The sequence below is a fragment of the Streptomyces sp. NPDC018964 genome, assembly GCF_044390325.1.
Classification (GTDB): Bacteria; Actinomycetota; Actinomycetes; order Streptomycetales; family Streptomycetaceae; genus Streptomyces.
The window spans coordinates 208,869-233,497 of record NZ_JBIRYZ010000006.1 but is presented as its reverse complement, the minus strand read 5'-3'; the positions used below and the strand labels follow the sequence as shown (position 1 = coordinate 233,497).

Sequence of the window (24,629 nt, the reverse complement as noted above, 5' to 3'; positions counted from 1 at the left end):
TCAGAGCGTCAGCTCGTAGGTGAGCAGGGTGATGTCGTCCAGCTCCGGCAGGGGGTTCCAGTCGCGCTCCGGGCTGCGGGTGAAACCGAGCCGCTCGTAGATGCGGTGGGCGGCACGCATGGTGCGCTGGGTCGACAGCACGACCCGCACGCAGCCCTCGACGGCCCGCGCCCGGTCGACGCAGGCCCGCACCAATGCCTCCCCGGCGCCTCTGCCCCGGCCCGCGCGGGCGACCGCGAGCATCCGGATCTCCGCCTCGCCCGGCCCCGCTATGTCGGCCATCGGACCGGGGCCCGGCACGAAGGTCACTCCGCCCAGCACCGTCCCGTCCGCCACGGCGACCAGCACCTCGGCGGCGGCCGCCCGCTTCCCCACGTCCCGCAGCTCATCCAGGTACGCGTCGCTCTCCCCGAAGTCGAGCAGCCCGTCCAGCAGATAGGCCTGTGCGGTGATCTCACCGAGTTCCGCGTGCTCGCCGGGCTCCACCGGCCGGATGACGATGTCCATGGGGGGAGTGTGCCGGACGGGTACGACAACGGGCCGCCGGATTTCTCCGACGGCCCGTCGCTCACGGTACGTACGGCGTCAGTGCGCGCTGCCCGCCGTGGCCGGCGGGAGCTCCACCTGGACACCGGGGTCGCCCGCGTCCGCCGTGTAGTCCTGCGGCCTGGTCTCGTCGATGCCCTCGGGCGCCTTGAGCGCCCTCATGACGAAGGTCAGGACGACCGTGACCAGGACGTTGAGCACGAACGCGGTGAGGCCGATGTAACCGATCTCGCCGATGCCCGGGATCTCCTTCGACGACCCGCCGAAGTGCTTCTGCGTCGGCGAGGCCACCCCGTACGCGGCGACCGTGCCGTAGACCATGCCGACCGCCCAGCCGCCGATCAGCGCCCAGCGGTGGAACCAGCGGGTGAACAGGCCGCCCACCAGCGCCGGGAAGGTCTGCAGGATCCAGATGCCGCCGAGCAGCTGGAAGTTGATCGCGACGGTCTTGTCCATGGTCAGGACGAAGGCCAGCGCGCCCACCTTCACCAGCAGGGACACCAGCTTGGAGACCTGGGTCTCCTGCTTCGGCGTCGCGTCCGGCTTGATGAAGTCCTTGTAGATGTTGCGGGTGAACAGGTTCGCCGCCGCGATCGACATGATCGCCGCAGGCACCAGCGCGCCGATGCCGATCGCCGCGAACGCCACGCCCGCGAACCAGTCCGGGAACATGTTCTCGAACAGCTGCGGGATGGCCAGCTGGCCGTTGCTGACCTTGACCCCGGCCGCGATCGCCATGAAGCCGAGCAGCGCCAGCAGGCCCAGCATCAGGGAGTACAGCGGCAGGATCGTGGTGTTGCGGCGGATCACCTCACGGCTGCGCGAGGAGAGCGTCGCCGTGATCGAGTGCGGGTACATGAACAGCGCGAGCGCCGAGCCCAGCGCCAGCGTGGCGTACGTCCACTGGCCCGCCTCGCCCGGTACCGTCGCGCCGCGCGGCGCGCCCGTGGCCGGGTTGGTCTGGGCGAACGCCTCGTTCGCCGAGGCGAAGATCTCGTCGAAGCCGCCCAGCTTGATCGGGATGTAGATGATCGCCACGGCGATCACGATGTAGATCAGTGTGTCCTTGACGAACGCGATCAGCGCGGGGGCCCGCAGACCCGACGAGTACGTGTACGCCGCCAGCACACCGAAGGCGATCAGCAGCGGCAGGTCCTTGACGAACCAGTTGGTGTCCTCGCCGCCGCCGACGCCCATCACGTCCAGCACGGCCTGGATGCCGACCAGCTGGAGCGCGATGTACGGCATCGTGGCCAGGATGCCGGTGACCGCGACGGCCAGCGACAGCCCCTTCGAGCCGAACCGGCCGCGCACGAAGTCGGACGTCGTGACGTAGCCGTGCTTGTGCGACACCGACCACAGCCGGGGCAGGAAGGTGAAGATCAGCGGGTACACCAGGATCGTGTACGGCACCGCGAAGAAGCCGGCCGCGCCCGCCGCGTAGATCGCCGCCGGTACGGCCACGAACGTGTACGCGGTGTACAGGTCGCCGCCGAGCAGGAACCAGGTGACCCAGGTGCCGAAGGACCGGCCGCCCAGGCCCCACTCGTCGAGGCTGTGCTCGTTCTCGGCCTTGCGCCAGCGCGCGGCCATGAAGCCCATCGCCGTGACCAGCAGGAAGAAGAAGATGAAGACGGCGAGTGCCACGCCGTTCACGCCGTCGTTCACTGCGACGCACCGCCCTTCGCGGCCGAGCGGGCGCGCTGGTCACGCTGCCAGAGCTTGTACGCGATCATCGTCAGGGCGGTGGAGACCAGCACCCACAGCATCTGGTACCAGTAGAAGAACGGGATGCCGATGAACGTCGGGTCGGTCTTCGCGTAGGACCCGACCCACAGCATGGCCACGAACGGTGCGACGAGACAGAGGGCGATGACGACGCGCACGGGCGTCACCACCGGCCCTTCTGCGGTTTCTGGGGCTTGTGACATCAGACGGCTCCGTCCCCTCACTGATCACCTGCGGTAATGCGCAGGAAATCTAGGTCAGGGTGTGGCGCAGCCGTAACCCCTCGTCCGCATAGCGGTACCCAGGCGCCGCTCAACCGAGAGGAAACAGCAACGAAACCGCTGCCGACCGCCCGCTTCGCGGGGTTTCGCGGCCCGGTCGAGGACGCGCCGAGGCTCCGCCGAAGGCGCGCCGCGGGGACGGTCCGGGCTCAGTCCTGGGGGCGCTTCAGCCGCGCGACGAACTTGTACCGGTCGCCCCGGTACACCGACCGCACCCACTCCACCGGCTGTCCGTCCCGGTCCAGCGAGTGCCGGGAGAGCATCAGCATCGGCAGGCCGACGTCGGTGCCGAGCAGGCCGGCCTCGCGCGGGGTGGCCAGGGACGTCTCGATCGTCTCCTCGGCCTCCGCCAGACGGACGTCGTACACCTCGGCGAGGGCGGTGTAGAGGGACGTGTACTTCGTCAGGCTGCGGCGCAGCGCGGGGAAGCGCTTGGCGCTCAGGTGGGTGGTCTCGATGGCCATCGGCTCGCCGTTGGCCATGCGCAGCCGCTCGATGCGCAGCACCCGCCCGCCGGCCGCGATGTCGAGCAGCCCGGCGAGCCGGTCGTCGGCGGTGATGTAGCCGAGGTCCAGCAGCTGCGAGGTGGGCTCCAGGCCCTGGGCGCGCATGTCCTCGGTGTACGACGTGAGCTGGAGCGCCTGGGAGACCTTGGGCTTGGCGACGAAGGTGCCCTTGCCCTGGATGCGCTCCAGGCGCCCCTCGACCACCAGCTCCTGGAGCGCCTGGCGCACGGTGGTGCGCGAGGTGTCGAACTCCGCCGCCAGGGTGCGCTCGGGCGGGACCGGGGTGCCGGGCGGCGCCGTCTCGGTCATGTCGAGCAGGTGCTTCTTCAGCCGGTAGTACTTGGGCACACGCGCCGTACGGACCGTGGTCCCACCCTCGTTCTCCGTACTGCTGACGTCGGTGCTCATGCTCTGCCTTCCCGGCTCCGGGTGCCGAAACGACCGACATCCCCATCGGCCACGGCTGACATCGTGGCACGGCTCGGGAGGGGGTGTGCCCCGCACGCTCCGTGATCCCCTTTGTATACCCTCGGGACGAGGGTTGGTCCAGACCAGGAATGGTCGCTCAGATGCCCTGCCAGTCCGGCTTGTTCGCGTAGGTGTGCCGGAAGTAGTCGGCGAGCTTCAGCTTGGTGGCGGCGGCCTCGTCGACGACCACCGTGGCGTGCGGGTGCAGCTGCAGCGCGGACGCCGGGCACACCGCCGCCACCGGCCCCTCGACGGTCGCGGCGACCGCGTCCGCCTTGCCCTCGCCGGTGGCGAGCAGGACCAGGTGGCGGGCCTCCAGGATGGTGCCGATGCCCTGGGTGATGACGTGGTGCGGGACCTGGTCGATGTCGCCGTCGAAGAAGCGGGCGTTGTCCACCCGGGTCTGCTCGGTCAGCGTCTTGATCCGGGTGCGCGAGGCGAGCGAGGAGCACGGCTCGTTGAACCCGATGTGCCCGTCCGTGCCGATCCCGAGCAGCTGGAGGTCCACGCCGCCGGCCTCCGCCAGCGCCCTGTCGTACGCCTCGCACGCGCCCTGCACGTCCTCGGCGGTGCCGTCGGGGCCCATGAAGGCGTCCATCCCGATCCCGAGCGGCTCCAGTACCTCGCGCCGCAGCACCGAGCGGTAGGACTCGGGGTGGTCGGCGGGCAGTCCCACGTACTCGTCGAGCTGGGCGATCCGCGCCCGCGAGGCGTCCACGGCACCGGAGCGCACCTTGGCCGCCAGCGCCTCGTAGACGGGCAGCGGCGTCGAGCCGGTCGCCACGCCCAGCAGGGCGTCGGACTTGCGCCGCAGGAGCTGCGCCATGGCCCCGGCGATGAGTTCGCCGCCCGCCTTGGCGTCCGCAACGATGACAACTTCCACGGTGGGCCTGCCGATCTTGAGGAGGACTCGACTGGGACCGGACCCGTCGGTGCGGGCCCGTACGGTGATGCAGTGTGGTTTAGACCAATCTCAATCTAACAGAGCGGGTGCGGGGGCCGCGCACCGAAATCGGCCCGGCCGACCGGCCCCGCGCGGCAACCCCAGGGGTTAGGCTGCGTGACGGAGACCCGTGGGTCCGGACCGACGGCGAAGCGGCATCGAAGAACGGCGCACGACGCATTTACAGGGACAGTGGTCTAGTCCACAATGCGTAGCAGGGCACAACAAGCCTGCCTTCCCCGCACAGGAAGGTGGAACCGAGGAACCGGAGCTCTCTGCCCTGACTGCCCCGGCTCCTCGTCTCTCGGCCGACCGGGACCGCACACCCCACGGCCGATATTGCTCCGGGCTGCGGTGCCGGGAGGGTTGAGGGTCCCTCTCAGGCGCCGCGGCCCGCGGGTGTCCCGCGCTCCCGCAGACCGCCGGGTACGCTCGCTGACGTGCCCTCCATGAACGAACTCGTACGCCAGCACACCGCCCTCGACGACACCGATCTCGAGTGGCTCCACCTGCTGGTCTCGGAGTGGCAGCTGCTCTCCGACCTCTCCTTCGCCGACCTGGTCCTGTGGGTCCCCACCCGCGACGGCACCCGCTACGTCTCCGTCGCCCAGATGCGGCCCAACACCGGCCCCACCTCCTACCAGGACGACATGGTCGGCCACCTCGTCCCGCGCGGCCGCCGCCCCATGCTGGACGCGGCCCTGGACGAGGGCCGGATCGTGCGCGAGGGCGACCCGGAGTGGCGCGAGGAGGTTCCCGTACGGGTCGAGTCCATCCCCGTCCGGCGGGAGGGGCGCGTCCTCGGGGTCATCGCGCGCAACACCAACCTGCTCACCGTGCGCACCCCGAGCCGACTGGAGCTCACCTACCTCCAGAGCGCCTCGGACCTCGCACAGATGATCGCGGCCGGCTCCTTCCCGTTCGCGAACCAGCAGCTCGAGATGGACGCCTCGCCCCGCGTCGGCGACGGACTGATCCGGCTCGACGCCGACGGCATCGTCCAGTACGCCTCCCCGAACGCCCTGTCCGCCTACCACCGCATGGGCCTCGCCGCCGACCTGGTGGGCCATCACCTCGGGCTGACCACCGCCGAACTGGCCCCTTCCCGCGGTCCCGTGGACGAGGCGCTGGCCAAGGTCGCCAGCGGCTGGGCGCCGCGCGAGTTCGAGATCGAGGCGCACGACGGGGTGATCCAGTTCCGGGCGATCCCGCTCAAACCGAAGGGGACGCGCATCGGTTCGCTGGTGCTGCTCCGTGACGTCACGGAACTCCGCCGCCGCGAACGCGAGTTGATCACCAAGGACGCGACCATCCGGGAGATCCACCACCGGGTGAAGAACAACCTCCAGACGGTGGCGGCGCTGCTGCGTCTCCAGGCACGGCGCATCGGGTCCGAGCGCGGCCGCGCGGCACTGGAGGAGGCGGTGCGCCGGGTGGGGTCCATCGCGATCGTGCACGAGACGCTGTCCCAGAACCTGGACGAGCGCGTGGAGTTCGACGAGATCGCCGACCGCGTCCTCGCGATGGTCGCCGAGATCTCCCCGGGCAAGGTCACCGGCCGGCGCACGGGCCGCTTCGGCATACTCGACGCCGAGGTCGCCACGCCGCTGTCGATGGCGCTGACCGAGGTCCTGCAGAACGCCCTGGAGCACGGTTTCCGCGAGGGCGAGACCGGCACCGTCGAGGTGTCGGCGGTCCGCGGCGGCACCACCAAGGAGACCCGTCTGCTGGTCACCGTGCAGGACGACGGCGTGGGTCTGCCCGAGGGCTTCGACCCGCACACCGCGGGCAACCTCGGTCTGCAGATCGTACGGACCCTGGTGGAGGGCGAGTTGGGCGGCAGCTTCGACATGGTGCCGGCGCCGGAGCGGGGGACCAGGGTGATCCTGGACATCCCGGTGCAGTCGGACCGGTAGCGGGCTGCCCGGGTGAACGGCGGGCCCGGGTGACAAAGAGCCCCGGACGGCGAAGAGCCCCGGACCACTGAAAGCGGTCCGGGGCTCTTCGCTCAACTGCGCGCTGCGGCTCGGGGGCGGGAGATGCGTACGCGCCGTACGCGCCGCCAAGCTCAGGCTGTCAGCAGGGGTGGGTTGTCAGGCGGAGGCCTGACGGGCCCGGTTGCGGGCGGCACGGCGCTTCATCGCGCGACGCTCGTCCTCGCTGAGACCACCCCAGACGCCGCTGTCCTGACCGGACTCGAGCGCCCACTGCAGGCAGTTCTCGATCACCGGGCAGCGACGGCAGACGGCCTTGGCTTCCTCGATCTGCAGCAGCGCAGGACCGGTGTTGCCGATGGGGAAGAAGAGCTCGGGGTCTTCCTCGCGGCAAACGGCGTTGTGACGCCAGTCCATGGCTGCTACCTCTCCTGGGTATGTAATGCGATTGCTTGTGAATGTGAACGCTTTCACGAATCCCTCGACAAGGGAAGGGCCGACCGCCAGGTTCTCTGGCGTGGTCCTTGGGTTTGAAGAGGGGTTCCGGTGATCTGTGGAGGCCGGTGTTGCGGGCCGTCCCGATCGCCAAGAAGAGACTCGCAAACCTCGGCGGCGGATACAACCCCTTCCGGAAAGTTTTTTTTGATTCTTCGGTGTCGACTAGGTCACAGCCGTACTTCCATGGGGTGGATCCTGGCCTAAACGTTCGACTGAAAGGACTTTGGCCCTTTCTGCTCACACAATCACACGCAGTGCACGGCGTACGCCTGTGAACGTCACGCTGGTTCGCAGCCCCAGGTGGTCACCGTCCATCTGGAGGGGCAGCGGCACCTTCGAATGCAAGGTGAAGCGCGTCAGATCGTGCCGGGAGACCGCATGCCTGCCACGGGGTCCGCGCTCCGGGGACGAAGTGAGCAACTGGGTGCCATACCGGGCAACCGCGGCGGTGGACAGCCGGTGCAGACCGAAGAGATCGAGCGCCGTATCGAACGAGGCCTTAGGCGACGCGTAGATCGGGCGATTGCCGAGAAACGTCCACGGCGAGGTGTTCGAGACTATGGAGAGCGCGAGATCGGTGACCGGTTCCTCGTCCGGGTGCTCGAACGTGATCACCCCGTTCCGCCGGTGCGGATCGCCGAGCAACTGACGGACCACCTGGCGCATGTACAGGGAGTGGGTCGATTTCCTGCCCCGCTCCCGCTGCTGCTCCACCCGGCCGACCACGCCGGCGTCGAAGCCCAGCCCCGCGTTGAAGGTGAACCAGCGGGCCGGTACGGCCTCGTCGTCCGAGCCCGGCGTGCCCGAGGTCAGCCCCAGGCCGACGGTGCGCTCGCGGCCCTCGCGCAGCGCGTCCAGCAGGACGCCGGTGGCCTCCACGGGCTGGTTGGGCAGACCCAGGGCGCGGGCGAAGACATTGGTGGAGCCGCCGGGGACCACGGCGAGACCGGGCAGGTGCTCCGGGTCGGGCCCCGCGTGCAGCAGACCGTTGACGACCTCGTTGACCGTGCCGTCCCCGCCGAGAGCCACCACCAGGTCGATGTCGTCGCTCTCCGCGGCCTGCCGGCCCAGGTCGCGCGCGTGCCCGCGGTACTCGGTGGTGACCGCCTCCAGCTTCATCTCGCTGGCGAGCGCGTGGATCAGCACATCGCGCGTGCGCGCACTGGTGGTGGTTGCCGCCGGGTTGACCACGAGAAGTGCACGCATGACGTGCAGAGTACCTACTGAGGGGTACCGGGCCCAGCCCGAGGCGGGGGGCGGAGGGGGAGACGGGGCGTGAACCTCGACACGGGGGCGCGCACGGCGAGGGCTACCCTTCAGGGGTGAGCAGTGAGCAGATCCCCACCACCGCCCCGGACGCCACCGGCCCCCGCCCGCGCCGCCTGACGTACGCCGCGGCACTGGCCGCCCTGGAGGGGCTCGCGCTGGTGGTCGGCGGGGTGTGGATGTCGGTCCTCGGCCTCACCGGCGAACCGGACGACCGTGGGCAGGCCGTCACCGGCGGGGTGACGCTGATCGTGCTCGCGCTGCTCCCGCTGCTCGCCGCACGGGGGCTGTTCGCCCGGCGGAGCTGGAGCCGCGGCCCCGCCGTGATCACACAGATCATCGCGCTGCCGGTGGCCTACAACCTGCTGGTGTCCGACGGTGTGGCCATCCCCGCCGGGATCGTGCTCGCCGTCGTGGCCGTCACCGCGCTCGTCCTGCTGATCAACCCCGAGACGACCCGGGCCCTCGGCATCCGGGGGCCCGGGAACGCCGGGGAGTAGCGTCCACCCCCGGACCCTGCCGGGGACGGCGCGCACCTTCCCGGAGGGGGCCCCACGCCCGACCGCCCCTTGTTCCCGGCTTCGTTCGAGCGGGGGGACGCCCGTGCGCGGGAGGGAGCCCCACGGCCCCCGCTCGGCCCGGCTGCGAGGCGCCGTCACCCGGGGCCGGTCCGGTCCGGGGGACGGGCCGGGCGCCCCGGCGGCCGCGCCGGGTCACTCCTCCACGAGCAGCTTCTCCCGCAGCTGGGCCAGGGTGCGGGCCAGCAGCCGGGAGACGTGCATCTGCGAGATGCCGACCTCCTGCGCGATCTGCGACTGGGTCATGTTGCCGAAGAAGCGCAGCAGCAGGATCCGCTTCTCGCGCGGCGGCAGGTCCTCCAGCAGCGGCTTGAGCGACTCCCGGTACTCTACGCCCTCCAGCGCCTCGTCCTCGGCGCCCAGGGTGTCGGCGACCGCCGGGGACTCGTCGTCGGTGTCGGGGACGTCCAGGGACAGCGTGGAGTACGCGTTCGCGGACTCCAGGCCCTCCAGGACCTCCTCCTCGGAGATGGCCAGCTTCTCGGCCAGCTCGTGCACCGTGGGGGAGCGGCCGTACCGCTGGGACAGCTCCGCCGTGGCCGTGGTGAGCGACAGCCGCAGCTCCTGCAGCCGGCGCGGCACCCGCACCGCCCAGCCCTTGTCGCGGAAGTGCCGCTTGATCTCGCCGACGACCGTCGGGGTCGCGTACGTCGAGAACTCCACCCCCCGGTCGGGGTCGAAGCGGTCGACCGACTTGATCAGCCCGATGGTGGCGACCTGGGTGAGGTCGTCCAGCGGCTCACCGCGGTTGCGGAAGCGGCGCGCCAGGTGCTCGACGAGCGGCAGGTGCATGCGCACCAGGCGGTTGCGCAGCTCCGCGTACTCGGGAGTGCCGTCCTGCAGCGTGCGCAGCTCGAGGAACAGGGCGCGCGCCCCGCTGCGGTCCTGCGGGTCGTGGTGCGCGTGCCCGCCCTGGGAGCCCGAAGCACCGGGGGTGCTCCGCGCGCCCCGGGTGGCGGGCGCCCGCGGCGCCTCGTCCTCGGCGTGTCGCTCGTGCTCGCTCATCGTCCCGCCCGTCGCCCTTCCCCGAGCGCTCACCTCGTCCCCCGCCGGGTTGGCCCTGGCGGAGGCGCCCCCTCGGCCCGGAGCGGCCCCGGCCGCGGGCGTGCTCCGCGCGGCACCCCCGGACTGCCCGCCGCCCGGGGTGACGACCTCCGCCGAGTCGTCCTCCGGGTGCGGCCGGGCCTGCTCGGGGATGCCGTCGATGCCGTCCGGCACGCGCTCGGCCGGCAGCTCCCGTGTGCCGCGTTCTTCGTCCCGCACCGGCCCGTCCTCGCTCCTCACGTCGGCCCGGGTCCCGCGCCGCGCTGTTTGTAGAGGCTGATCGACACGGTCTTGTCCTCGTCCACGGCGGAGGAGACCTTGCCCGCGAGCGCGGACAGCACGGTCCAGGCGAAGGTGTCCCGCGAAGGGGCGTGACCGTCCGTGGTCGGCGCCGAGACGGTCACCTCGAGCGAGTCGTCGACGAGCCGGAAGACACAGCTGAGCACCGAACCCGGCACGGCCTGCTGGAGCAGGATCGCGCAGGCCTCGTCGACCGCGATGCGCAGGTCCTCGATCTCGTCGAGGGTGAAGTCCAAACGGGCCGCGAGGCCGGCCGTGGCCGTACGCAGCACCGACAGGTAGGCCCCCGCGGCCGGCAGCCGGACTTCCACGAAGTCCTGGGTCGCGGGCTCGCCTGCGATCTGGGACACCCTCACCTCCAAGGTGGTACAAGCGTTTCAGGGCCTGTTTCGCCCCCGGGTAACGCGCTACGTGGTTCAGCGGTGACGCTATCGCGCTCTCGACGGTCCTGTCCCCAGGGATCCCGACCCACATGCCGTCACTCATAGTAAAACTATGAATACGCTCCGTGGCTAGGGGTCTGCGGCTCCCAAATGGGAAGAGCGCGCGCCGCATTGACGTACCCAGACGTCAGACGGTCGAACCGTCCGGCACCGGGGTCACGCCGGGTCACACGAGTACGTGGTCGACGAAGCACCAGCGCCAGTCCTCGCCGGGCTCATAGGTCCGCATCACGGGGTGGCCGGTCTCGTTGTGGTGCTCCGTGGCGTGCCGGTTCGGCGAGGAGTCGCAGCATCCGACGTGACCACAGGTGAGGCAGAGGCGCAGCTGCACCGGATCCGTGCCGTCCCGCAGGCACTCCGGACACGTCTCACCGAGCGGGACGGGTTCCGGGTGCGGCAGCGCGTCGGCGTGCGTGCACTGTTTCATGATTGCCAGATTACGACGCCCGCGCGGAGAGCCGCGCGGAAAAACGAGGGTGGGCCGGACATGGATGTGATGCCGCTGCTGTTGCTGGTGGCGGGCAGCGCCGCGATCGCCGCGGCCGCCCGGCGCACCCCGGTGCCGCCACCGCTGCTGCTGGTCGCCGCCGGGCTGGTGGTCAGCTACCTCCCCGGGGTGCCCGCGTACACGCTCGATCCGCACGTCTTCCTGCCGCTCGTCCTGCCCCCGTTGCTGCACACGGCGGCCACCGACAGCTCCTACCTCGACCTGCGGGCGCAACTGCGGCCGGTGGCGCTGCTGTCGGTGGGGTACGTGCTGTTCGCGACGTTCGCCGTCGGCTGGGTCCTGTACCTGATCGTGCCGGGCCTGCCGCTGACCGCGGCGCTGGTGTTCGGCGCCGTGGTGGCCCCGCCGGACGCGGTCGCGGCGACGGCGGTGGCGCGCAGGGTGGGACTGCCCTCCCGGATCACCACCATCCTCCAGGGCGAGTCCCTGCTGAACGACGCCACCGCGATCACCGCGTTCCGGGTGGCCGTGGCGGCCGCGGTCGGCGAGGGCGCGACCTGGGCCGGGGGGATCGGCGAGTTCCTGCTCGCGGCGGTCGGCGGCCTGGTGGTCGGCCTGGTGCTGATGGCACCGCTGCACTGGCTGCGCACCCACGTGAAGGAGGCGCTGCTGCAGAACACGCTCTCCCTGCTGATCCCGTTCGTCGCGTACGCCGTCGCCGAGCAGGTGCACGCCTCCGGCGTCATCGCCGTGGTGGTCGTCGCCCTCTACCTGGGGCACCGCGCGTGGGAGGTCGACTTCGCCACCCGCCTCCAGGAGGACGCGGTGTGGAAGATGGTCGCGTTCGTCCTGGAGTCCGCGGTGTTCGCGCTGATCGGACTGCAACTGCCCGTCGTCCTGAGGGGGCTCGGCGAGTACGAGGGCGTCGACGCCGCCTGGTACGCGGTCGCCGTCTTCGCGGTGGTCGTCGTCATGCGGTTCGTCTGGGTGTACCCGGCGACCTGGCTGCCGCCGATGCTGTCGGCGAGGATCAGGGAACGCGAGGGGAGACCCGGCTGGAAGGCGCCGTTCGTCATCGCGTGGGCCGGAATGCGCGGCGTGGTCTCGCTGGCCATCGCCTTCTCGATCCCGGTCACCGCCGGGGGCGAGGACTTCCCGCAGCGCAACCTGCTGCTCTTCCTGACCTTCACCACCGTCATCGGCACCCTGGTCGTGCAGGGCCTGACACTGCCCCCGCTGATCCGGGTGCTCAAGCTCCCCGGACGCGACGTGCGGGCCGAGACCCTGGCCGAGGCCAACGCCCAGGCGCAGGCCTCCCGGGTCGCCGAGCAGCGTCTGGACGAGCTCCTCGCCGACGGGCGCAACACCCTGCCCGGACCGCTCGCCGAACGCCTGCGCGCCGTCCTGGAGCGCCGCCGCAACGCCGTCTGGGAACGGCTCGGGCAGGTCAACCCGGTCACCGGGGAGTCGGTGGACGACACCTACCGGCGGCTGTCACGGGAGATGATCAGCGCGGAACGCGAGGTGTTCGTCCGACTGCGCGACGGCCGGTACATCGACGACGAGATGCTGCGCACGCTGCTGCGCCGGCTGGACCTGGAGGAGGCGGCGGCGTTCCGGGAGGCGACCTGACCCCTCACGGGAAGGGCCGCCCGGTGATCACCGCGGCGACCTCGCTCCCGCGCGGGAACGCGTTCTCCTCCGCCAGGGTGACAAGGGCGTAGAGCAACTTGGCGACATAGAGACGCTCGACCGGGAGGCCGTGGCGGTGCTCGAAGTCCTCGGCGAACGCTTCGAGTTCCGGGGTGGTGCGGGCGTAGCCGCCGAAGTGGAAGCGGTCGTCGAGGCTCCAGTCGCCGCGCGGGCCGCCGAACGCCGCGCCCTGCAGGGCCTGTATGTCATCGGCCAGGAAGCCGCCCTTGAGCACGGGTATACCCAGCGCGCGCGTCCCGCCGCCGAGCCCGGCGGCCAGTCCGGCCAGCGTGCCGCCGGTGCCGCAGGCCACCGCCACCACGTCCGCCCGGCCGGCCAGCTCCTCCCCGAGCGCCCGGCAGCCGCGCGCGGCGGCGGGGTTGCTGCCGCCCTCGGGCACGACGTACGCGTCCTCGGCGTCCGCCGCGCGGAGCACGGCCGCCAGGGTCTCCGGGTCGGCCTTGCGGCGGTACGTCGACCGGTCGACGAAGTGCAGCCGCATCCCGTCGGCCGCGCAGCGGGCCAGCGAGGGATTGAGCGGGCGGTCGGCGAGTTCCTGTCCGCGCACCACGCCGACGGTGCGCAGGCCGAGCAGCCGGCCGGCGGCGGCCGTGGCCCGCAGGTGGTTGGAGTACGCGCCCCCGAAGGTGAGCACGGTCCGCCCGGCCGCCTCGGCGAGGTTCGGCGCGAGCTTGCGCCACTTGTTGCCGACCAGTTCGGGGTGGATCAGATCGTCCCGCTTCAGCAGCAGCCGCACCCCGTGCCGCTCGAACCGCCCGTCCGCGACCTCCCGCAGCGGGGAGGGCAGCCGGGGGCGCAGGCCCGCGAGGGCGTCGTGGGGGACGGGGGTGTCGGAGCCGGTCACGGGACCATTGTCGCCCGCGGCTCCTCGCGGCCGCGGCCGCGGAACACGTCGATCAGGGAGGGGCCGCCCCGCAGGCACCACAGCGCGATCACCGGGTCGCAGATCGCGCAGCCCAGGGAGGACGTGTGGGCGAACGGGACGATGGGGTTGCCCTTGATGTGGTGGACGACGTCCCACGCGGTGTGCAGCAGCCAGCCGACGCCGATGAACGTCCAGGAGTCCAGACCGCGGAACGCGACACAGGTGACCAGCGCCGTGAAGGCGAACTCCCAGCCGCCCAGCCCGCCGCCGCTGAGGTAGGCGGCGCCCGCACCGGCGACCATGAGGGCGTTCAGGCGCCGCCGGTGCGGTTCGCGGACGAGGGACATCAGCAGGGCGTAGAGGACACCGATGCCGACCGGGGCGACGTACTGCATGGTGAGGCCTTTTCCTGGGACCGTCGGGGACGGTTCACCACGCTAGGAGCGGACCGCCGCGGACCCCAGGGGAGCGGGCGACAGCTTCCGACGGGTTGTCGCCAGGCGGGCCGTGCGCCGTCGCGCCCGCGCGTCACTTCAGCCGGTCGCCGATCCGTTTCCGCATCGAGCCCATCGTGAACCCGCGCGGGTCCACCTTCCCCGGCTGCCACTCCTTGTGCCCGATCACCGACCGCTCGTTCCAGCCGTGGTGACGGCACACGGCGGCCGCGGCCTTCTCGATGGCCTCCAGCTGGGCCGCCGGCCAGGGGTCCTCGCCGTCGCCGAGGTTCTCGCACTCGAAGCCGTAGAAGTGCCGGTTGCCGTCGGTGTTCGCCTCGTTGTCCTTCGGCAGCGTCCGCTCGGCGATCACCGCCCGGAGCACCTCGTCGTCGCCGAGCCCCGCGTGGTTGGCCCTGCCGTAGCCGACGAGGTGGACCCGGCCGTCCTTGGTGATGACGCCGTGGCACAGGGGTCCGGGCAGGCTCTCGTAGCCCTTGCGGCAGATGTCGACCGTGCGGGCGCTGCCCTTGGTCACGGTGTGGTGGATCATCACGCCGTGGACCGGGCCCCACGGGCCCTTGTGGTTGCGGTTGTGGTCGCGCCAGTCACCGACCTCGACGACCTTGAGCCCTTCGGCCTTCAACGCGCGCAGGAACGCGCTCGCGGACATGGGTGGGGCCATGACCGCCCTCCTTCGTGCCGGGTGGCGGCCGCCCTTCGCGACCGCTCGCTACCGGGCCTATACCGAAAAGGTGCGAGTTCAACTACTGGTGCGTCTCCCGTGCGAGTCGATCCGGACAATTTCCTTCCGGTACGGCGCCTTCGAACGGGTGCCCCATGTGTGCCCAGCCCTCCCAAGATCCAATCCCGCTCGATCGTGTAATGGTGTGCGCACGCTCCGTCAGGAAGGCTTGATCGCGCAATGCCGTGCCTGGCACGACCGGGCGCGGGATCACCATTGGGGAGGGCATTCTCTATGTCGGTAGGCGAAGAGGTCCGTTCGGAGCAGGCCAGGCAGCAGCAGAGCCTCGGTACGGCGGCCGCGCGGAACCTGGCCACCACGACCAAGTCCGTGCCGCAGATGCAGGAGATCAGCTCGCGCTGGCTGCTGCGCATGCTGCCCTGGGTCGATGTGCAGGGCGGTACGTACCGCGTCAACCGGCGGCTGACGTACGCCGTGGGTGACGGCCGGATGACGTTCGTGAAGACCGGCGACCGCGTCGAGGTCGTCCCCGCGGAACTGGGCGAGCTTCCGGTGCTGCGGGGGTACGAGGACGACGAGGCGCTGACCGAGCTGGCCTCCCGCTGCCGGCAGCGGGAGATCGAGGCCGGCCAGGTCGTCGCCTCCTTCGGCAGCCCGGCCGACGAGGTGTACCTGCTGGCGCACGGCAGGGTGGAGCGGGTCGGCACCGGCCCCTACGGAGAGGACGAGTCCCTCGGAGTCCTCGCCGACGGCGCCTACTTCGGCGAACAGGCGCTGCTGGGCGGGGACGCCATCTGGGAGTACACCGCCCGCACCCTCACCTCCTGCACCGTGCTCGTGCTGCCCCGCGAGGCCGTCGAACAGGTCGCCGAGCGGTCGGACACCCTGCGCGAACACCTCCGCCGGCGACTCACGGTCCCGGGACAGCGCACCAACAAATACGGCGAGAAGGAGATCGACCTCGCGGCCGGTCACAGCGGAGAGCCGGACATCCCGCACACCTTCGTCGACTACGAGGCCAGGCCGCGCGAGTACGAACTCAGCGTCGCCCAGACCGTACTGCGCATCCACACCCGCGTGGCCGACCTCTACAACCAGCCCATGAACCAGACGGAACAGCAGCTCCGGCTGACCGTCGAGGCACTGAAGGAGCGCCAGGAGCACGAACTGATCAACAACCGCGACTTCGGTCTGCTCCACAACTGCGAGTACGACCAGCGGATCCAGCCCCACGACGGCGTCCCGAGCCCCGACGACATGGACGAACTGCTCAGCAGGCGGCGCGGGACCAGGCTGCTCCTCGCCCACCCGCGCGCGATCGCCGCGTTCGGCCGTGAGCTCAACAAGCGGGGACTGGTCCCGGAGACTATCGACATGGGCGGCAACCGCATCCCCACCTGGCGGGGGGTGCCGATCTTCCCGTGCAACAAGATCCCGGTGACCGAGGCCCGGACGACCTCCGTCATCGCCCTGCGCACCGGTGAGGAGGACCAGGGCGTCATCGGACTGCGGGCCGCCGGCATCCCCGACGAGATCGAGCCGAGTCTGTCCGTGCGGTTCATGGGCATCAACGAACAAGCCATCATCAAGTACCTGGTCACGGCCTACTACTCGGCCGCGGTCCTGGTACCGGACGCGCTCGGCGTCCTGGAGAACGTCGAGATCGGCCGCTGGCGGTGACCTGCCGCCGGCTCCCGTCCCGCACACCGTGTCCCCGCCCGCCCGGGCGGGTACACCTCGGAGGTACGCGCTCAACAGGTGCGGAAACGCCATCCTTCCGCTCCTCCACCGAGCCGGTCCCAGGGGGAAGCCGATGACGGAGTCCATCGCGGAGCCGAAGACGGGGCTCACGGCGGAGAGCACGACCGCGTCACCGGCCGTGCTGGAGCAGCGGCCCGGTGACGGGCACGAGGCGACGGTGCTGCTGGAGCGGGCGCGGGCCGCGGTCGACCCGGTGCTGCAGGCCGCCGTCGGCTCGCTGCCCGGCCCGATGCGCCGCATCGCGCTCCACCACTTCGGCTGGGAACAGACGGACGGCACCCCGGCCGGGGGCGGTTCGGGCAAGGCGATCCGCCCCGCCCTGGTGCTCGCGGCGGCCTCCGCCCTGGGCGGGCCCGTGGCCCGGGCGGCTGCCGTACGGGCGGCGGCCGCCGTGGAACTGGTCCACAACTTCACGCTGCTGCACGACGACGTGATGGACCGGGACACCACCCGCCGCCACCGGCCCACCGCCTGGACGGTGTTCGGGGACGCCGGCGCGATCCTCGCCGGGGACGCCCTCCAGGCGCTCGCCCTGCGGCTGCTCGCCGAGGACCCCCATCCGGCGGCCCCGGCGGCGGCGGCCCGGCTCGCGCACTGCGTGGTCGAACTGTGCGCGGGACAGCACGCGGACACGGCCATGGAGCAGCGGGGCCCCGACGAGGTCACCCTCGACGAGACGCTCGCCATGGCCGAGTCCAAGACCGGCGCGCTGCTCGGCTGCGCCTGCGCGATCGGGGCGCTGTACGCGGACGCCGGGGACGCGGACGTGGCGGCACTGGACGGGTTCGGCCGGAAGGCGGGACTGGCCTTCCAGCTCATCGACGACGTGATCGGCATATGGGGTGATCCGCGCAGCACCGGCAAGCCGGCCGGCGCGGATCTGGCCGCCCGCAAGAAGTCGCTCCCGGTGGTCGCCGCGCTCACCTCCGGTACCCCGGAGGCCGCGGAACTCGCCGCCGTGTACGCGACCCCGCACCACGAGGGGGACGACCTGGAGGAGCTGGCACTGGCCGTGGAACGGGCGGGCGGCCGGGACTGGGCGCAGACCCAGGCGGCCGACCGGATGGCCCGGGCGATGCAGGAAGTGGCCCGCGCGGTGCCCGACCCGGAGGCGGCGGGCGGGCTGCTGGCCCTGGCCGAGTTCGTGACACGGCGCACCACCTGACGGCCCGCCGGCCGTCTCCCCGGCCCCGGAGCCACCGGGTGCCGTGCGGCTCCTGACCCCGCACCGCACCCCGGCTCCGGTCCGGCGGGTCCCGCACTTCCCCACGGTGTGCGGGACCCGCCCTCCCCGAGCCCGCCCCGCACTAGGCTCAATGGCCGTACGTTCAGGGACGGTTGAGGCGAAGGGACGGACATGGGCGTGACGATCCGGACGGCTGGGGACGGAGACCGGGAGCTGATCGTCCGGCTCCTGGACGAGGCGTTCCAGGACGACCCGGTCAGTGGCTGGGTCTTCCCCGGCGACGAGTACCGCCGTACGACGCACCACAGGCTCATGGCCGCCTTCACCGACGTCGTGCTCGCCGAGGGACGTGTCGACCTCACCGAGGACGGCTCGGCGTGCGCCCTGTGGATGTCCGTACCGGCGGACGAGCCCGGGCACGGCGGGGAGCGACCGGACGACGACGCATTCGCACGGATGCGTCAGGCCGTCGACCCGGACAACGAGCGCGTGGAGCTGATCGGCCGGCTCACCGCGGACATCCACCCCTCGGGGCGGGCCCACGAGTACCTGTGGATGATCGGCGTGACACCCGGCCGCCAGGGCGAGGGGCTCGGCACCGCGCTGATCGGCTCCGTCCTCGACCGCTGCGACCGGGAGGGACTGGCGGCGTATCTGGAGGCGAGCAGCGAACGCAGCGCCCTGCTGTACCGGCGCCTCGGCTTCGAGACAGTAGGGGAGCCCCTGGCCCTCCCGGACGGCCCGTACATGTGGCCGATGTGGCGCGAGCCCCGCACCACCGGCTGACGTACCGGCCGGTCCGTCAGCCGGGGAGCCGGCCGTCGGCGGGTCCGGGACCCCGAAAGGGACGTTCGGCCCTGGCCGTCGGCGCGCGTGCGGACTTCACTGGCTCGCGGGTAGCGCCCGTCGGCCGTACCGAGGGGCCGGCGGGCGTCGGACGACGAGGCCGGCGGGGGCATGACGATGACAACGGCGGGCGACGACGGTACGACGGGCGGGACCATCGCGGTGGTGGGGCACGCCGACCTGACCCCGGACACGCTCCTGCTGGTGGAGTCCGCGTTGCGGACCCGGCTGGCGCGACGGCCCGCCCCGGCCGTGGCCATGGTGCGCACCGGCGCGGGAACGCCCCTGGCGTCCGGCCGGGCCGCGCGGGCGTCGGGGTGCCCGCTGGCCGTGGTGATCCCCGCGCGCGTCGGGGTGCCCGCCCTGCCGCCCCGGCGGGACCGGATGGCGGCCGGTGAACTGCTGACCCTCGCCGACGAGGTGCGCCTGCTGACCTACGACCCGGGGGACCGCGACTCCTGCGTCGGCGCGGACGAACGGCTCGTCGCCTCCAGCCGTCTCCTCCTGGCCGTCTGGGACGGATCCCCCTCCAACGGCCGCGACGCCACCGCCCATCTGGTGACCTACGCCCGCGCCCGGGGCGTCCCCGTGGAGATCGTGTGGCCCGCGGGGGCCGCCCGGGAAGCGCTGCCCGCCCTCCGCGGGGAGCGCTGACGGCGGGAACAGGGACCATCGGCCCCTCCCGGAGACCCGCACAGGGACCCTTCGACCCATGTGGACCCCTCTCCCCGCCGTCGATCATGGGCGCGCGGAACAGCCTGGGAGGAAGACGTCCGGTGGACGAGATACGCATGGAGAAGGTCGAAGCCGCGGAGGACGGACGGTCCCGTCCGGTGCCGCCGTCCGAAAGGACCGCCGGGCCACCCGTGGTGCGCCGGGCCGCGTGGGTGGACTGGTTGACCACCACCGACCACAAGAAGATCGGCACGCTGTACCTGGTCAGCGCGTTCGTGTTCTTCGTCGTCGGCGGGGTCATGGCGCTGATGATGCGCGCCGAACTCGCCCGACCCGGCCTGCAGATCATGTCGAACGAGCAGTTCAACCAGGCGTTCACGATGCACGGCTCGATCATGCTGCTGATGTTCGCGATGCCGCTGTTCACGGGCTTCGCCAACTGGATCATGCCGCTGCAGATCGGCGCGCCCGACGTGGCCTTCCCCCGGCTGAACATGCTGGCCTTCTGGCTGTTCCTGTTCGGCTCCTCGATCGCCGCCGCCGGTTTCCTCACCCCGGGAGGAGCCGCCGACTTCGGCTGGTTCCTGTACGCCCCGCTGTCGAACGCGGTCTACTCACCGGGCATCGGCGCAGACCTGTGGATCATGGGCGTGGCCCTGTCCGGCTTCGGCTCGATCCTGGGCGCGGTCAACTTCATCACCACGATCATCTGCATGCGCGCGCCCGGCATGACGATGTTCCGCATGCCGATCTTCACCTGGAACGTGCTGCTGACGGCGCTGCTGGTGCTCATCGTGTTCCCGGTGCTGGCGGCGGCGCTGTTCGCGCTGGAGTGCGACCGGAAGTTCGGCAGCCACATCTTCGATTCGGCCAACGGCGGTGCGCTGCTGTGGCAGCACCTGTTCTGGTTCTTCGGCCATCCCGAGGTGTACATCCTGGCGCTGCCGTTCTTCGGCATCATCTCCGAGGTGATCCCGGTCTTCTCCCGCAAGCCGATGTTCGGCTACATGGGCCTGATCGGCGCGACCATCGCCATCGCGGGCTTGTCGGTGACGGTGTGGGCGCACCACATGTACGTCACCGGCGGTGTGCTGCTGCCGTTCTTCGCCTTCATGACGATGCTGATCGCGGTGCCCACGGGCGTGAAGTTCTTCAACTGGATCGGCACCATGTGGAAGGGCTCGCTGAGCTTCGAGACCCCGATGCTGTGGACGCTGGGCTTCCTGGTCACCTTCCTCTTCGGCGGCCTGACCGGCGTCATCCTGGCCTCACCCCCGCTGGACTTCCACGTCTCCGACACCTACTTCGTCGTGGCGCACTTCCACTACACCGTCTTCGGCACGGTCGTGTACGCGATGTTCGCCGGATTCCACTTCTGGTGGCCGAAGTTCACCGGCAAGATGCTCGACGAACGCCTCGGCAAGATCACCTTCTGGACCCTCACGGCCGGCTTCCACCTGACCTTCCTGGTCCAGCACTGGCTGGGGGTCGAGGGCATGCCCCGCCGCTACGCGGACTACCTCGCGGCCGACGGCTTCACCGCCCTGAACACCCTCTCCTCCATCGGGTCGTTCCTGCTCGGCCTGTCGATCCTGCCGTTCTTCTACAACATCTGGAAGACGGCCAAGTACGCCGAGCCGGTCGGCGTCGACGACCCGTGGGGCTACAGCCGCTCCCTGGAATGGGCGACCTCCTGCCCGCCCCCGCGCCACAACTTCACCACCCTGCCCAAGATCCGCAGCGAGTCCCCGGCGTTCGACCTGCACCACCCCGAGATCGCCGCGCTCGATTCGGCGAGGTGAGCCGTGTCGCAGCCCGTACTGGCCCTGGGGTGCGCGGTGGTGGCGGCAGCCGGATCGGTCTGGTACCTGCCGGCCCTCACCGACCTGCGCGCCGGGGACGACCGGCCGCTGTCCCGCCGTACGGCGGCGCTCGCCTGCCTGACCGCCTGGGGCACCCTCGGGGCGGTCGCCCTGGTGCTGCTCGTGGCCACGGCGTGGTGGGTGCCGGTGGGGGTGGCGGTCGTGGGCGGTACGGCCGCCGCCGCCCTGTGGACCGATGCCGCCGTGCGGTGCGCCGGTGAGCAGCGGGAGGCGGCCCGGCAGTGGGCACAGTTGCCGCACGCCCCGCTGCCCGCCGACGCCCACCCCTCCCGTGGCACGGTCGCCGCCCTGGCCGTCGCCGGTCCGGTCGCGGGAGCGGCGGCCACCGTCGTCCTCGGCGTGTTCGTCACGGTCCCGGCCCTGGTCGTGGGCCTCTTCCTGGTGATCGCCGTACGGCACACCCGTATGGTCCGCCGCACGACGGCGGGCCGCGGACACCCCAGGTCCTAGGCGTCCGGACCGCCCCTATGCGGAATCCCTTCACCCACTTGCGTCTGATCCCGCAAACCTCCTTGCACCACTACAACTGAAGTACTACAACTGGAGTTGTTCGAGCGAAGGCAGTCCACGGAAAGAGGCCGCGTTGCGAAAGCTCACGTACTACATCGCCTGCTCCATCGACGGCTTCATCGGGGACCCGCAGGGCGACGCGTCGGCGATGTACGCCTTCGTCGACGAGGAGTTCCTCGCCTTCCTCGTGGCGGAGTACCCGGAGACCATCTGGACCCCCGGCCGTCGGCAGATGAACATCGACGACCTGCCGAACAAGCGGTTCGACACGATCGTCCAGGGCCGGGGCAGCTACGACATCGCCCTGAAGGAGGGCGTCACCAGCCCCTACGCCCACCTGCGTGAATACGTGGCCTCCCGCACGCTGGGGGAGTCTCCCGACTCCAATGTCGAGATCATCGCGGACGACCTGACCGGCCGGGTGCGCGCGCTGAAGGCGGAGGACAGCGCGTACGACATCTACCTGTGCGGCGGGTCCGGGCTCGCCGGCGCGCTGGTCGACGAGATCGACGAGCTGGTCATCAAGACGTACCCCTTCGTGCAGGGCTCCGGCATGCCGATGTTCGGCTCCGGTTTCGCGATCACGCAGTTCGCGCTGGAGTCGGTGCGCTCGTTCGACAACGGTGTGCTGGTGCGGACGTACAGCAGGAAGCGCTGAACCCGCTCCGGGCCTACCCTGGGGGCATGGACAGCGAACAACCCGTCTGTCCCGTCTGCGGACAGCCGGTGGAGACGGTGGTCCGGCGCCACAAGACGCTGGGCGCGTGGGTCCCGGTGTGGACGCGCGGCCCGTGCCGCAACCCGAGGTGCCGGGAATCCCACGAAGCGGAAGCGGAAGCAGAGGAAGCCGTGAACCGGGCACCCACCAAGCGCTAGCGTGGCGCCATGGGTGTGGTGTGGCGATGGGGCGTGGGCATCTGGACGGCCGTCGTGATCGTCGGAGGCGGACTGACCCTGTGGCTGCGGGAGGAGACCGAACCGCCGCCCCCGGTCGGCTGGGAAGAGACGGACCCGAGCGCGATCCCCCACCTCCCGGAGTGCCCGCCTCCCGAGCCGCCGCCCGGCGTCGAGGACGGCTCGGTGGTCACCGCCTGCCTCCTCATCGCCGACTAGCCCGACCGGCGGGCCAGTCCGCCCGTCTCCGGATCACGGCCGGTCAGGCAGTACGTACCACCCGCCGGGTGCCGCATCACCGTCCAGTTGTCGAACACGGCCACGCACACCGCGCCCAGCTCCTCGTGGAGCGCCCGGACCGCCCCGATGTCGGCGCAGGCGAGGTCCGGATGGGCGGAGGCCGGCCGTTCCTCCTCCAGTCGCTGGAGCAGGATGCGCACGGGCAGCCCGGCCGGCGGCCTGACCACATGGAACTCCGGGAGCGAGCCGGGCGCCGAGTCCCAGTCGGGCAGCAGCCCGCTCCAGAAGGCGACTTCCGCGTCGTAGCCGGACGGCGGTAGATCGAGGCACACCTGGTCCAGACGGCTGCCGCGCACGACGGGCGGCCGCACCGACTCCCCGCGCCAGGGCACCGCGCAGAACAACTGCCCCGCGGGCGACCGCAGTACGGCCCACCCCTCGTGCTCGCCGACCGTCTCCGCGCCCAGCCGCGCCGCGTGCGCCACGAACTCCGGCACGTCCTCCACGGAGAAGTCGAGATGGGCGCCACCCCCGCCCGAGGCGACCCCCTGAAGCTTGACGCAGGCGTCGGCGCCGTCCGCCAGCAGGGTCACGAACTCCCCGTCGTCCCCGCGGGCTTCGGACAACCGGGTGCCCGTGACCGCCGTCCAGAACCCGGCGGCCGGGCCGGCCTGAGGGGCGGGGCGGTCGATGAAGGCGTACGTCCAGCGGATGCTCATCGCCCGATCGTAGAGCGAGCGCTGCGCCCCTACCTGGTCCTGGGCCGTTCCATGAACCGCAGCATGTTCCCCGCCGGGTCGCGGAACGCGCAGTCACGCACCCCGTACGGCTGGTCCACCGGCTCCTGGAGCACGTCCACACCGGCGGCGCGGACGCGCTCGAAGAGGGCGTCGCAGTCGGCGGTGGTGAAGTTGACCCCGCGCAGCATGCCCTTGGCCAGCAGCTCGGCCATCGCCTGCTTGTCACCGGGGGAGGCGTCCGGGTTCGCGGCGGGCGGCTCCAGCACGATCTCCACGTCCGGCTGTTCCGGCGAGGCGACCGTCACCCAGCGCATCCCCTCGAACCCCACGTCGTTGCGGACCTCGAGACCCAGCACGTCGCGGTAGAAGGCCAGCGCCTTGTCGTGGTCGTCGACGGCGATGAAGCACTGGGCGAGTCGTACGTCGTTTCCTGTGTCCATGGACCCACGCTAGAAGGTTTCGCTCGGATCGACCCTCGCCCGGCCCCGGACCGGCCGGGTGTACATCCGCGCCACGCACGGCGGGATGACCGCGCTCTCCCCGTGCGACCGGGCCCGGTACGCGCTCGGCGTCTCCCCGACCAGCTCGGTGAACCGCGAGCTGAACGACCCGAGCGAGGTGCAGCCGACCGCCAGGCACACCTCCGTCACCGTGAGGTCGCCCCGCCGCAGCAGCGCCTTGGCCCGCTCGATGCGCCGGGTCATGAGGTAGGCGTACGGCGTCTGCCCGTACGCCGCGCGGAAACTGCGCTGGAAGTGCCCGGCCGACATCAGCGCGGTCCGCGCCAGCTCCGTGACGTCGAGCGGTTCGGCGTACTCCCGGTCCATCCGGTCCCGTGCCCGCCGCAGCCGCACCAGATCCTCCAGCTCCATCCGCCCAGCATCCCACGGCCCGCGGACAGCCGTCCCGCATACGCCGAAGGGCCCCGGCCGCACGGAAGCGGCACGGGACCCCTCGGAGATGTCCGCGGACCCGCGATGGTGCACCGATCGCCGGCCGTCGCGCGGGCCGGGCCGGGTCGGGCCTTCTTGGTCTCCTGATAACGGGGCGGGTCGGTGACCTGCGGGAATCTTTCCTGCGGGGCGCTGCCCCGGCCTTTTGGTGATGGGTGGCGATGGGGCGCGATGGTCTTGAGCGGGTGTCTTGCGGACTGTGTGCGGACTGGGGGTGCGGGCTGCCGGGTGGGCCCTGGG

Annotated in this window: 28 protein-coding genes; 12 read left to right on the top strand and 16 right to left on the bottom strand. The window is 71.3% G+C overall.

Annotation, left to right across the window (positions count from 1 at the left end):
• The 5 genes from ACH5AO_RS12805 to nagB form a co-directional block, all read right to left on the bottom strand.
• Nucleotides 1–507 (bottom strand): GNAT family N-acetyltransferase, encoded by a 507-nt coding sequence (locus tag ACH5AO_RS12805; RefSeq protein ID WP_398924264.1) that lies wholly within the window; start codon nucleotides 505–507, stop codon nucleotides 1–3.
• 78 nt (nucleotides 508–585) lie between these two features.
• Complete coding sequence (gene mctP / locus ACH5AO_RS12800; protein ID WP_398924263.1) at nucleotides 586–2,214, bottom strand: monocarboxylate uptake permease MctP; 1,629 nt, start codon at nucleotides 2,212–2,214, stop codon at nucleotides 586–588.
• The gene (locus ACH5AO_RS12795; protein ID WP_398924262.1) at nucleotides 2,211–2,477 is read right to left on the bottom strand and encodes a DUF3311 domain-containing protein; all 267 of its coding nucleotides are present in this window, start codon (nucleotides 2,475–2,477) and stop codon (nucleotides 2,211–2,213) included. The genes mctP and ACH5AO_RS12795 overlap by 4 nt, the downstream gene beginning before the upstream one ends.
• A gap of 227 nt (nucleotides 2,478–2,704) precedes the next feature.
• Nucleotides 2,705–3,469: a GntR family transcriptional regulator gene (locus tag ACH5AO_RS12790; RefSeq protein ID WP_398924261.1), complete on the bottom strand. Its 765-nt coding sequence runs from the start codon at nucleotides 3,467–3,469 to the stop codon at nucleotides 2,705–2,707.
• 157 nt (nucleotides 3,470–3,626) lie between these two features.
• Entirely contained in the window at nucleotides 3,627–4,412 is a 786-nt protein-coding gene (gene nagB, locus ACH5AO_RS12785) for a glucosamine-6-phosphate deaminase (RefSeq protein ID WP_398924260.1), read from the bottom strand.
• Between the two features lie 500 nt (nucleotides 4,413–4,912).
• On the opposite strand from nagB, the gene ACH5AO_RS12780 reads away from it, so the two are divergent.
• Entirely contained in the window at nucleotides 4,913–6,388 is a 1,476-nt protein-coding gene (locus ACH5AO_RS12780; RefSeq protein ID WP_398924259.1) for a sensor histidine kinase, read from the top strand.
• Between the two features lie 177 nt (nucleotides 6,389–6,565).
• Here the strand turns inward: ACH5AO_RS12780 and ACH5AO_RS12775 are convergent, their stop codons facing one another.
• The gene (locus ACH5AO_RS12775; protein WP_037937783.1) at nucleotides 6,566–6,823 is read right to left on the bottom strand and encodes a WhiB family transcriptional regulator; all 258 of its coding nucleotides are present in this window, start codon (nucleotides 6,821–6,823) and stop codon (nucleotides 6,566–6,568) included.
• A gap of 318 nt (nucleotides 6,824–7,141) precedes the next feature.
• Complete coding sequence (locus ACH5AO_RS12770) at nucleotides 7,142–8,110, bottom strand: diacylglycerol/lipid kinase family protein (protein WP_398924258.1); 969 nt, start codon at nucleotides 8,108–8,110, stop codon at nucleotides 7,142–7,144.
• 116 nt (nucleotides 8,111–8,226) lie between these two features.
• Between ACH5AO_RS12770 and ACH5AO_RS12765 the strand changes: the two genes are divergently transcribed.
• Nucleotides 8,227–8,670, top strand: coding sequence for a hypothetical protein (locus ACH5AO_RS12765; RefSeq protein ID WP_398924257.1), 444 nt, complete (start codon nucleotides 8,227–8,229; stop codon nucleotides 8,668–8,670).
• A 213-nt stretch (nucleotides 8,671–8,883) separates the two neighbouring features.
• Here the strand turns inward: ACH5AO_RS12765 and ACH5AO_RS12760 are convergent, their stop codons facing one another.
• The 3 genes from ACH5AO_RS12760 to ACH5AO_RS12750 all read right to left on the bottom strand — a co-directional run bounded on the left by ACH5AO_RS12760 (nucleotide 8,884) and on the right by ACH5AO_RS12750 (nucleotide 10,962).
• Nucleotides 8,884–10,011: an RNA polymerase sigma factor SigF gene (locus ACH5AO_RS12760; protein WP_398924256.1), complete on the bottom strand. Its 1,128-nt coding sequence runs from the start codon at nucleotides 10,009–10,011 to the stop codon at nucleotides 8,884–8,886.
• A 17-nt stretch (nucleotides 10,012–10,028) separates the two neighbouring features.
• Nucleotides 10,029–10,442 carry an anti-sigma regulatory factor gene (locus tag ACH5AO_RS12755; protein ID WP_003973726.1) on the bottom strand — a complete coding sequence of 138 codons (414 nt, stop codon included), beginning with the start codon at nucleotides 10,440–10,442 and terminating at the stop codon, nucleotides 10,029–10,031.
• A 259-nt stretch (nucleotides 10,443–10,701) separates the two neighbouring features.
• The gene (locus tag ACH5AO_RS12750; protein ID WP_398924255.1) at nucleotides 10,702–10,962 is read right to left on the bottom strand and encodes a UBP-type zinc finger domain-containing protein; all 261 of its coding nucleotides are present in this window, start codon (nucleotides 10,960–10,962) and stop codon (nucleotides 10,702–10,704) included.
• 60 nt (nucleotides 10,963–11,022) lie between these two features.
• Here ACH5AO_RS12750 and ACH5AO_RS12745 point away from each other — a divergent pair, with 60 nt between their 5' ends.
• The gene (locus tag ACH5AO_RS12745; protein WP_398924254.1) at nucleotides 11,023–12,615 is read left to right on the top strand and encodes a Na+/H+ antiporter; all 1,593 of its coding nucleotides are present in this window, start codon (nucleotides 11,023–11,025) and stop codon (nucleotides 12,613–12,615) included.
• A 4-nt stretch (nucleotides 12,616–12,619) separates the two neighbouring features.
• Here ACH5AO_RS12745 and ACH5AO_RS12740 read toward each other — a convergent pair whose 3' ends face one another.
• The 3 genes from ACH5AO_RS12740 to ACH5AO_RS12730 all read right to left on the bottom strand — a co-directional run bounded on the left by ACH5AO_RS12740 (nucleotide 12,620) and on the right by ACH5AO_RS12730 (nucleotide 14,680).
• Nucleotides 12,620–13,540 (bottom strand): 1-aminocyclopropane-1-carboxylate deaminase/D-cysteine desulfhydrase, encoded by a 921-nt coding sequence (locus ACH5AO_RS12740; protein WP_398924253.1) that lies wholly within the window; start codon nucleotides 13,538–13,540, stop codon nucleotides 12,620–12,622.
• The gene (locus ACH5AO_RS12735) at nucleotides 13,537–13,956 is read right to left on the bottom strand and encodes a DUF6010 family protein (protein WP_398924252.1); all 420 of its coding nucleotides are present in this window, start codon (nucleotides 13,954–13,956) and stop codon (nucleotides 13,537–13,539) included. Before ACH5AO_RS12735 ends, ACH5AO_RS12740 begins: the two co-directional genes overlap by 4 nt.
• A gap of 133 nt (nucleotides 13,957–14,089) precedes the next feature.
• The gene (locus ACH5AO_RS12730) at nucleotides 14,090–14,680 is read right to left on the bottom strand and encodes an N-acetylmuramoyl-L-alanine amidase (RefSeq protein WP_398924251.1); all 591 of its coding nucleotides are present in this window, start codon (nucleotides 14,678–14,680) and stop codon (nucleotides 14,090–14,092) included.
• Between the two features lie 294 nt (nucleotides 14,681–14,974).
• Between ACH5AO_RS12730 and ACH5AO_RS12725 the strand changes: the two genes are divergently transcribed.
• From ACH5AO_RS12725 to ACH5AO_RS12685, 9 genes are all read left to right on the top strand, one after another.
• Nucleotides 14,975–16,381, top strand: a complete 1,407-nt coding sequence (locus ACH5AO_RS12725; protein WP_398924250.1) for a family 2B encapsulin nanocompartment shell protein — start codon at nucleotides 14,975–14,977, stop codon at nucleotides 16,379–16,381.
• Nucleotides 16,382–16,514: 133 nt separating this feature from the next.
• On the top strand, nucleotides 16,515–17,627 hold the full coding sequence (locus ACH5AO_RS12720) for a family 2 encapsulin nanocompartment cargo protein polyprenyl transferase (RefSeq protein WP_398924249.1): 1,113 nt from the start codon (nucleotides 16,515–16,517) through the stop codon (nucleotides 17,625–17,627).
• Between the two features lie 192 nt (nucleotides 17,628–17,819).
• Nucleotides 17,820–18,434: a GNAT family N-acetyltransferase gene (locus tag ACH5AO_RS12715; protein WP_398924248.1), complete on the top strand. Its 615-nt coding sequence runs from the start codon at nucleotides 17,820–17,822 to the stop codon at nucleotides 18,432–18,434.
• A gap of 171 nt (nucleotides 18,435–18,605) precedes the next feature.
• Nucleotides 18,606–19,148 carry a hypothetical protein gene (locus ACH5AO_RS12710; RefSeq protein ID WP_398924247.1) on the top strand — a complete coding sequence of 181 codons (543 nt, stop codon included), beginning with the start codon at nucleotides 18,606–18,608 and terminating at the stop codon, nucleotides 19,146–19,148.
• A gap of 122 nt (nucleotides 19,149–19,270) precedes the next feature.
• Nucleotides 19,271–20,971: a cytochrome c oxidase subunit I gene (gene ctaD, locus ACH5AO_RS12705; RefSeq protein WP_398924246.1), complete on the top strand. Its 1,701-nt coding sequence runs from the start codon at nucleotides 19,271–19,273 to the stop codon at nucleotides 20,969–20,971.
• 3 nt (nucleotides 20,972–20,974) lie between these two features.
• Nucleotides 20,975–21,502, top strand: a complete 528-nt coding sequence (locus ACH5AO_RS12700; RefSeq protein WP_398924245.1) for a hypothetical protein — start codon at nucleotides 20,975–20,977, stop codon at nucleotides 21,500–21,502.
• Between the two features lie 133 nt (nucleotides 21,503–21,635).
• Nucleotides 21,636–22,220: a dihydrofolate reductase family protein gene (locus ACH5AO_RS12695; protein ID WP_398924244.1), complete on the top strand. Its 585-nt coding sequence runs from the start codon at nucleotides 21,636–21,638 to the stop codon at nucleotides 22,218–22,220.
• A 26-nt stretch (nucleotides 22,221–22,246) separates the two neighbouring features.
• Nucleotides 22,247–22,438 (top strand): hypothetical protein, encoded by a 192-nt coding sequence (locus tag ACH5AO_RS12690; protein WP_398924243.1) that lies wholly within the window; start codon nucleotides 22,247–22,249, stop codon nucleotides 22,436–22,438.
• Between the two features lie 9 nt (nucleotides 22,439–22,447).
• Complete coding sequence (locus ACH5AO_RS12685; RefSeq protein WP_398924242.1) at nucleotides 22,448–22,675, top strand: hypothetical protein; 228 nt, start codon at nucleotides 22,448–22,450, stop codon at nucleotides 22,673–22,675.
• Here the strand turns inward: ACH5AO_RS12685 and ACH5AO_RS12680 are convergent.
• Genes ACH5AO_RS12680 through ACH5AO_RS12670 form a run of 3 tightly spaced genes read right to left on the bottom strand, consistent with a single transcriptional unit; the run spans nucleotide 22,672 to nucleotide 24,308 of the window.
• Nucleotides 22,672–23,415, bottom strand: coding sequence for a VOC family protein (locus tag ACH5AO_RS12680; protein ID WP_398924241.1), 744 nt, complete (start codon nucleotides 23,413–23,415; stop codon nucleotides 22,672–22,674). The two genes, ACH5AO_RS12685 and ACH5AO_RS12680, sit on opposite strands and share 4 nt — an antisense overlap.
• Before the next feature lie 29 nt (nucleotides 23,416–23,444).
• The gene (locus ACH5AO_RS12675) at nucleotides 23,445–23,876 is read right to left on the bottom strand and encodes a VOC family protein (RefSeq protein ID WP_398924240.1); all 432 of its coding nucleotides are present in this window, start codon (nucleotides 23,874–23,876) and stop codon (nucleotides 23,445–23,447) included.
• 9 nt (nucleotides 23,877–23,885) lie between these two features.
• Nucleotides 23,886–24,308, bottom strand: a complete 423-nt coding sequence (locus ACH5AO_RS12670; protein WP_398924239.1) for a helix-turn-helix transcriptional regulator — start codon at nucleotides 24,306–24,308, stop codon at nucleotides 23,886–23,888.
• Nucleotides 24,309–24,629: the final 321 nt, after the last annotated feature.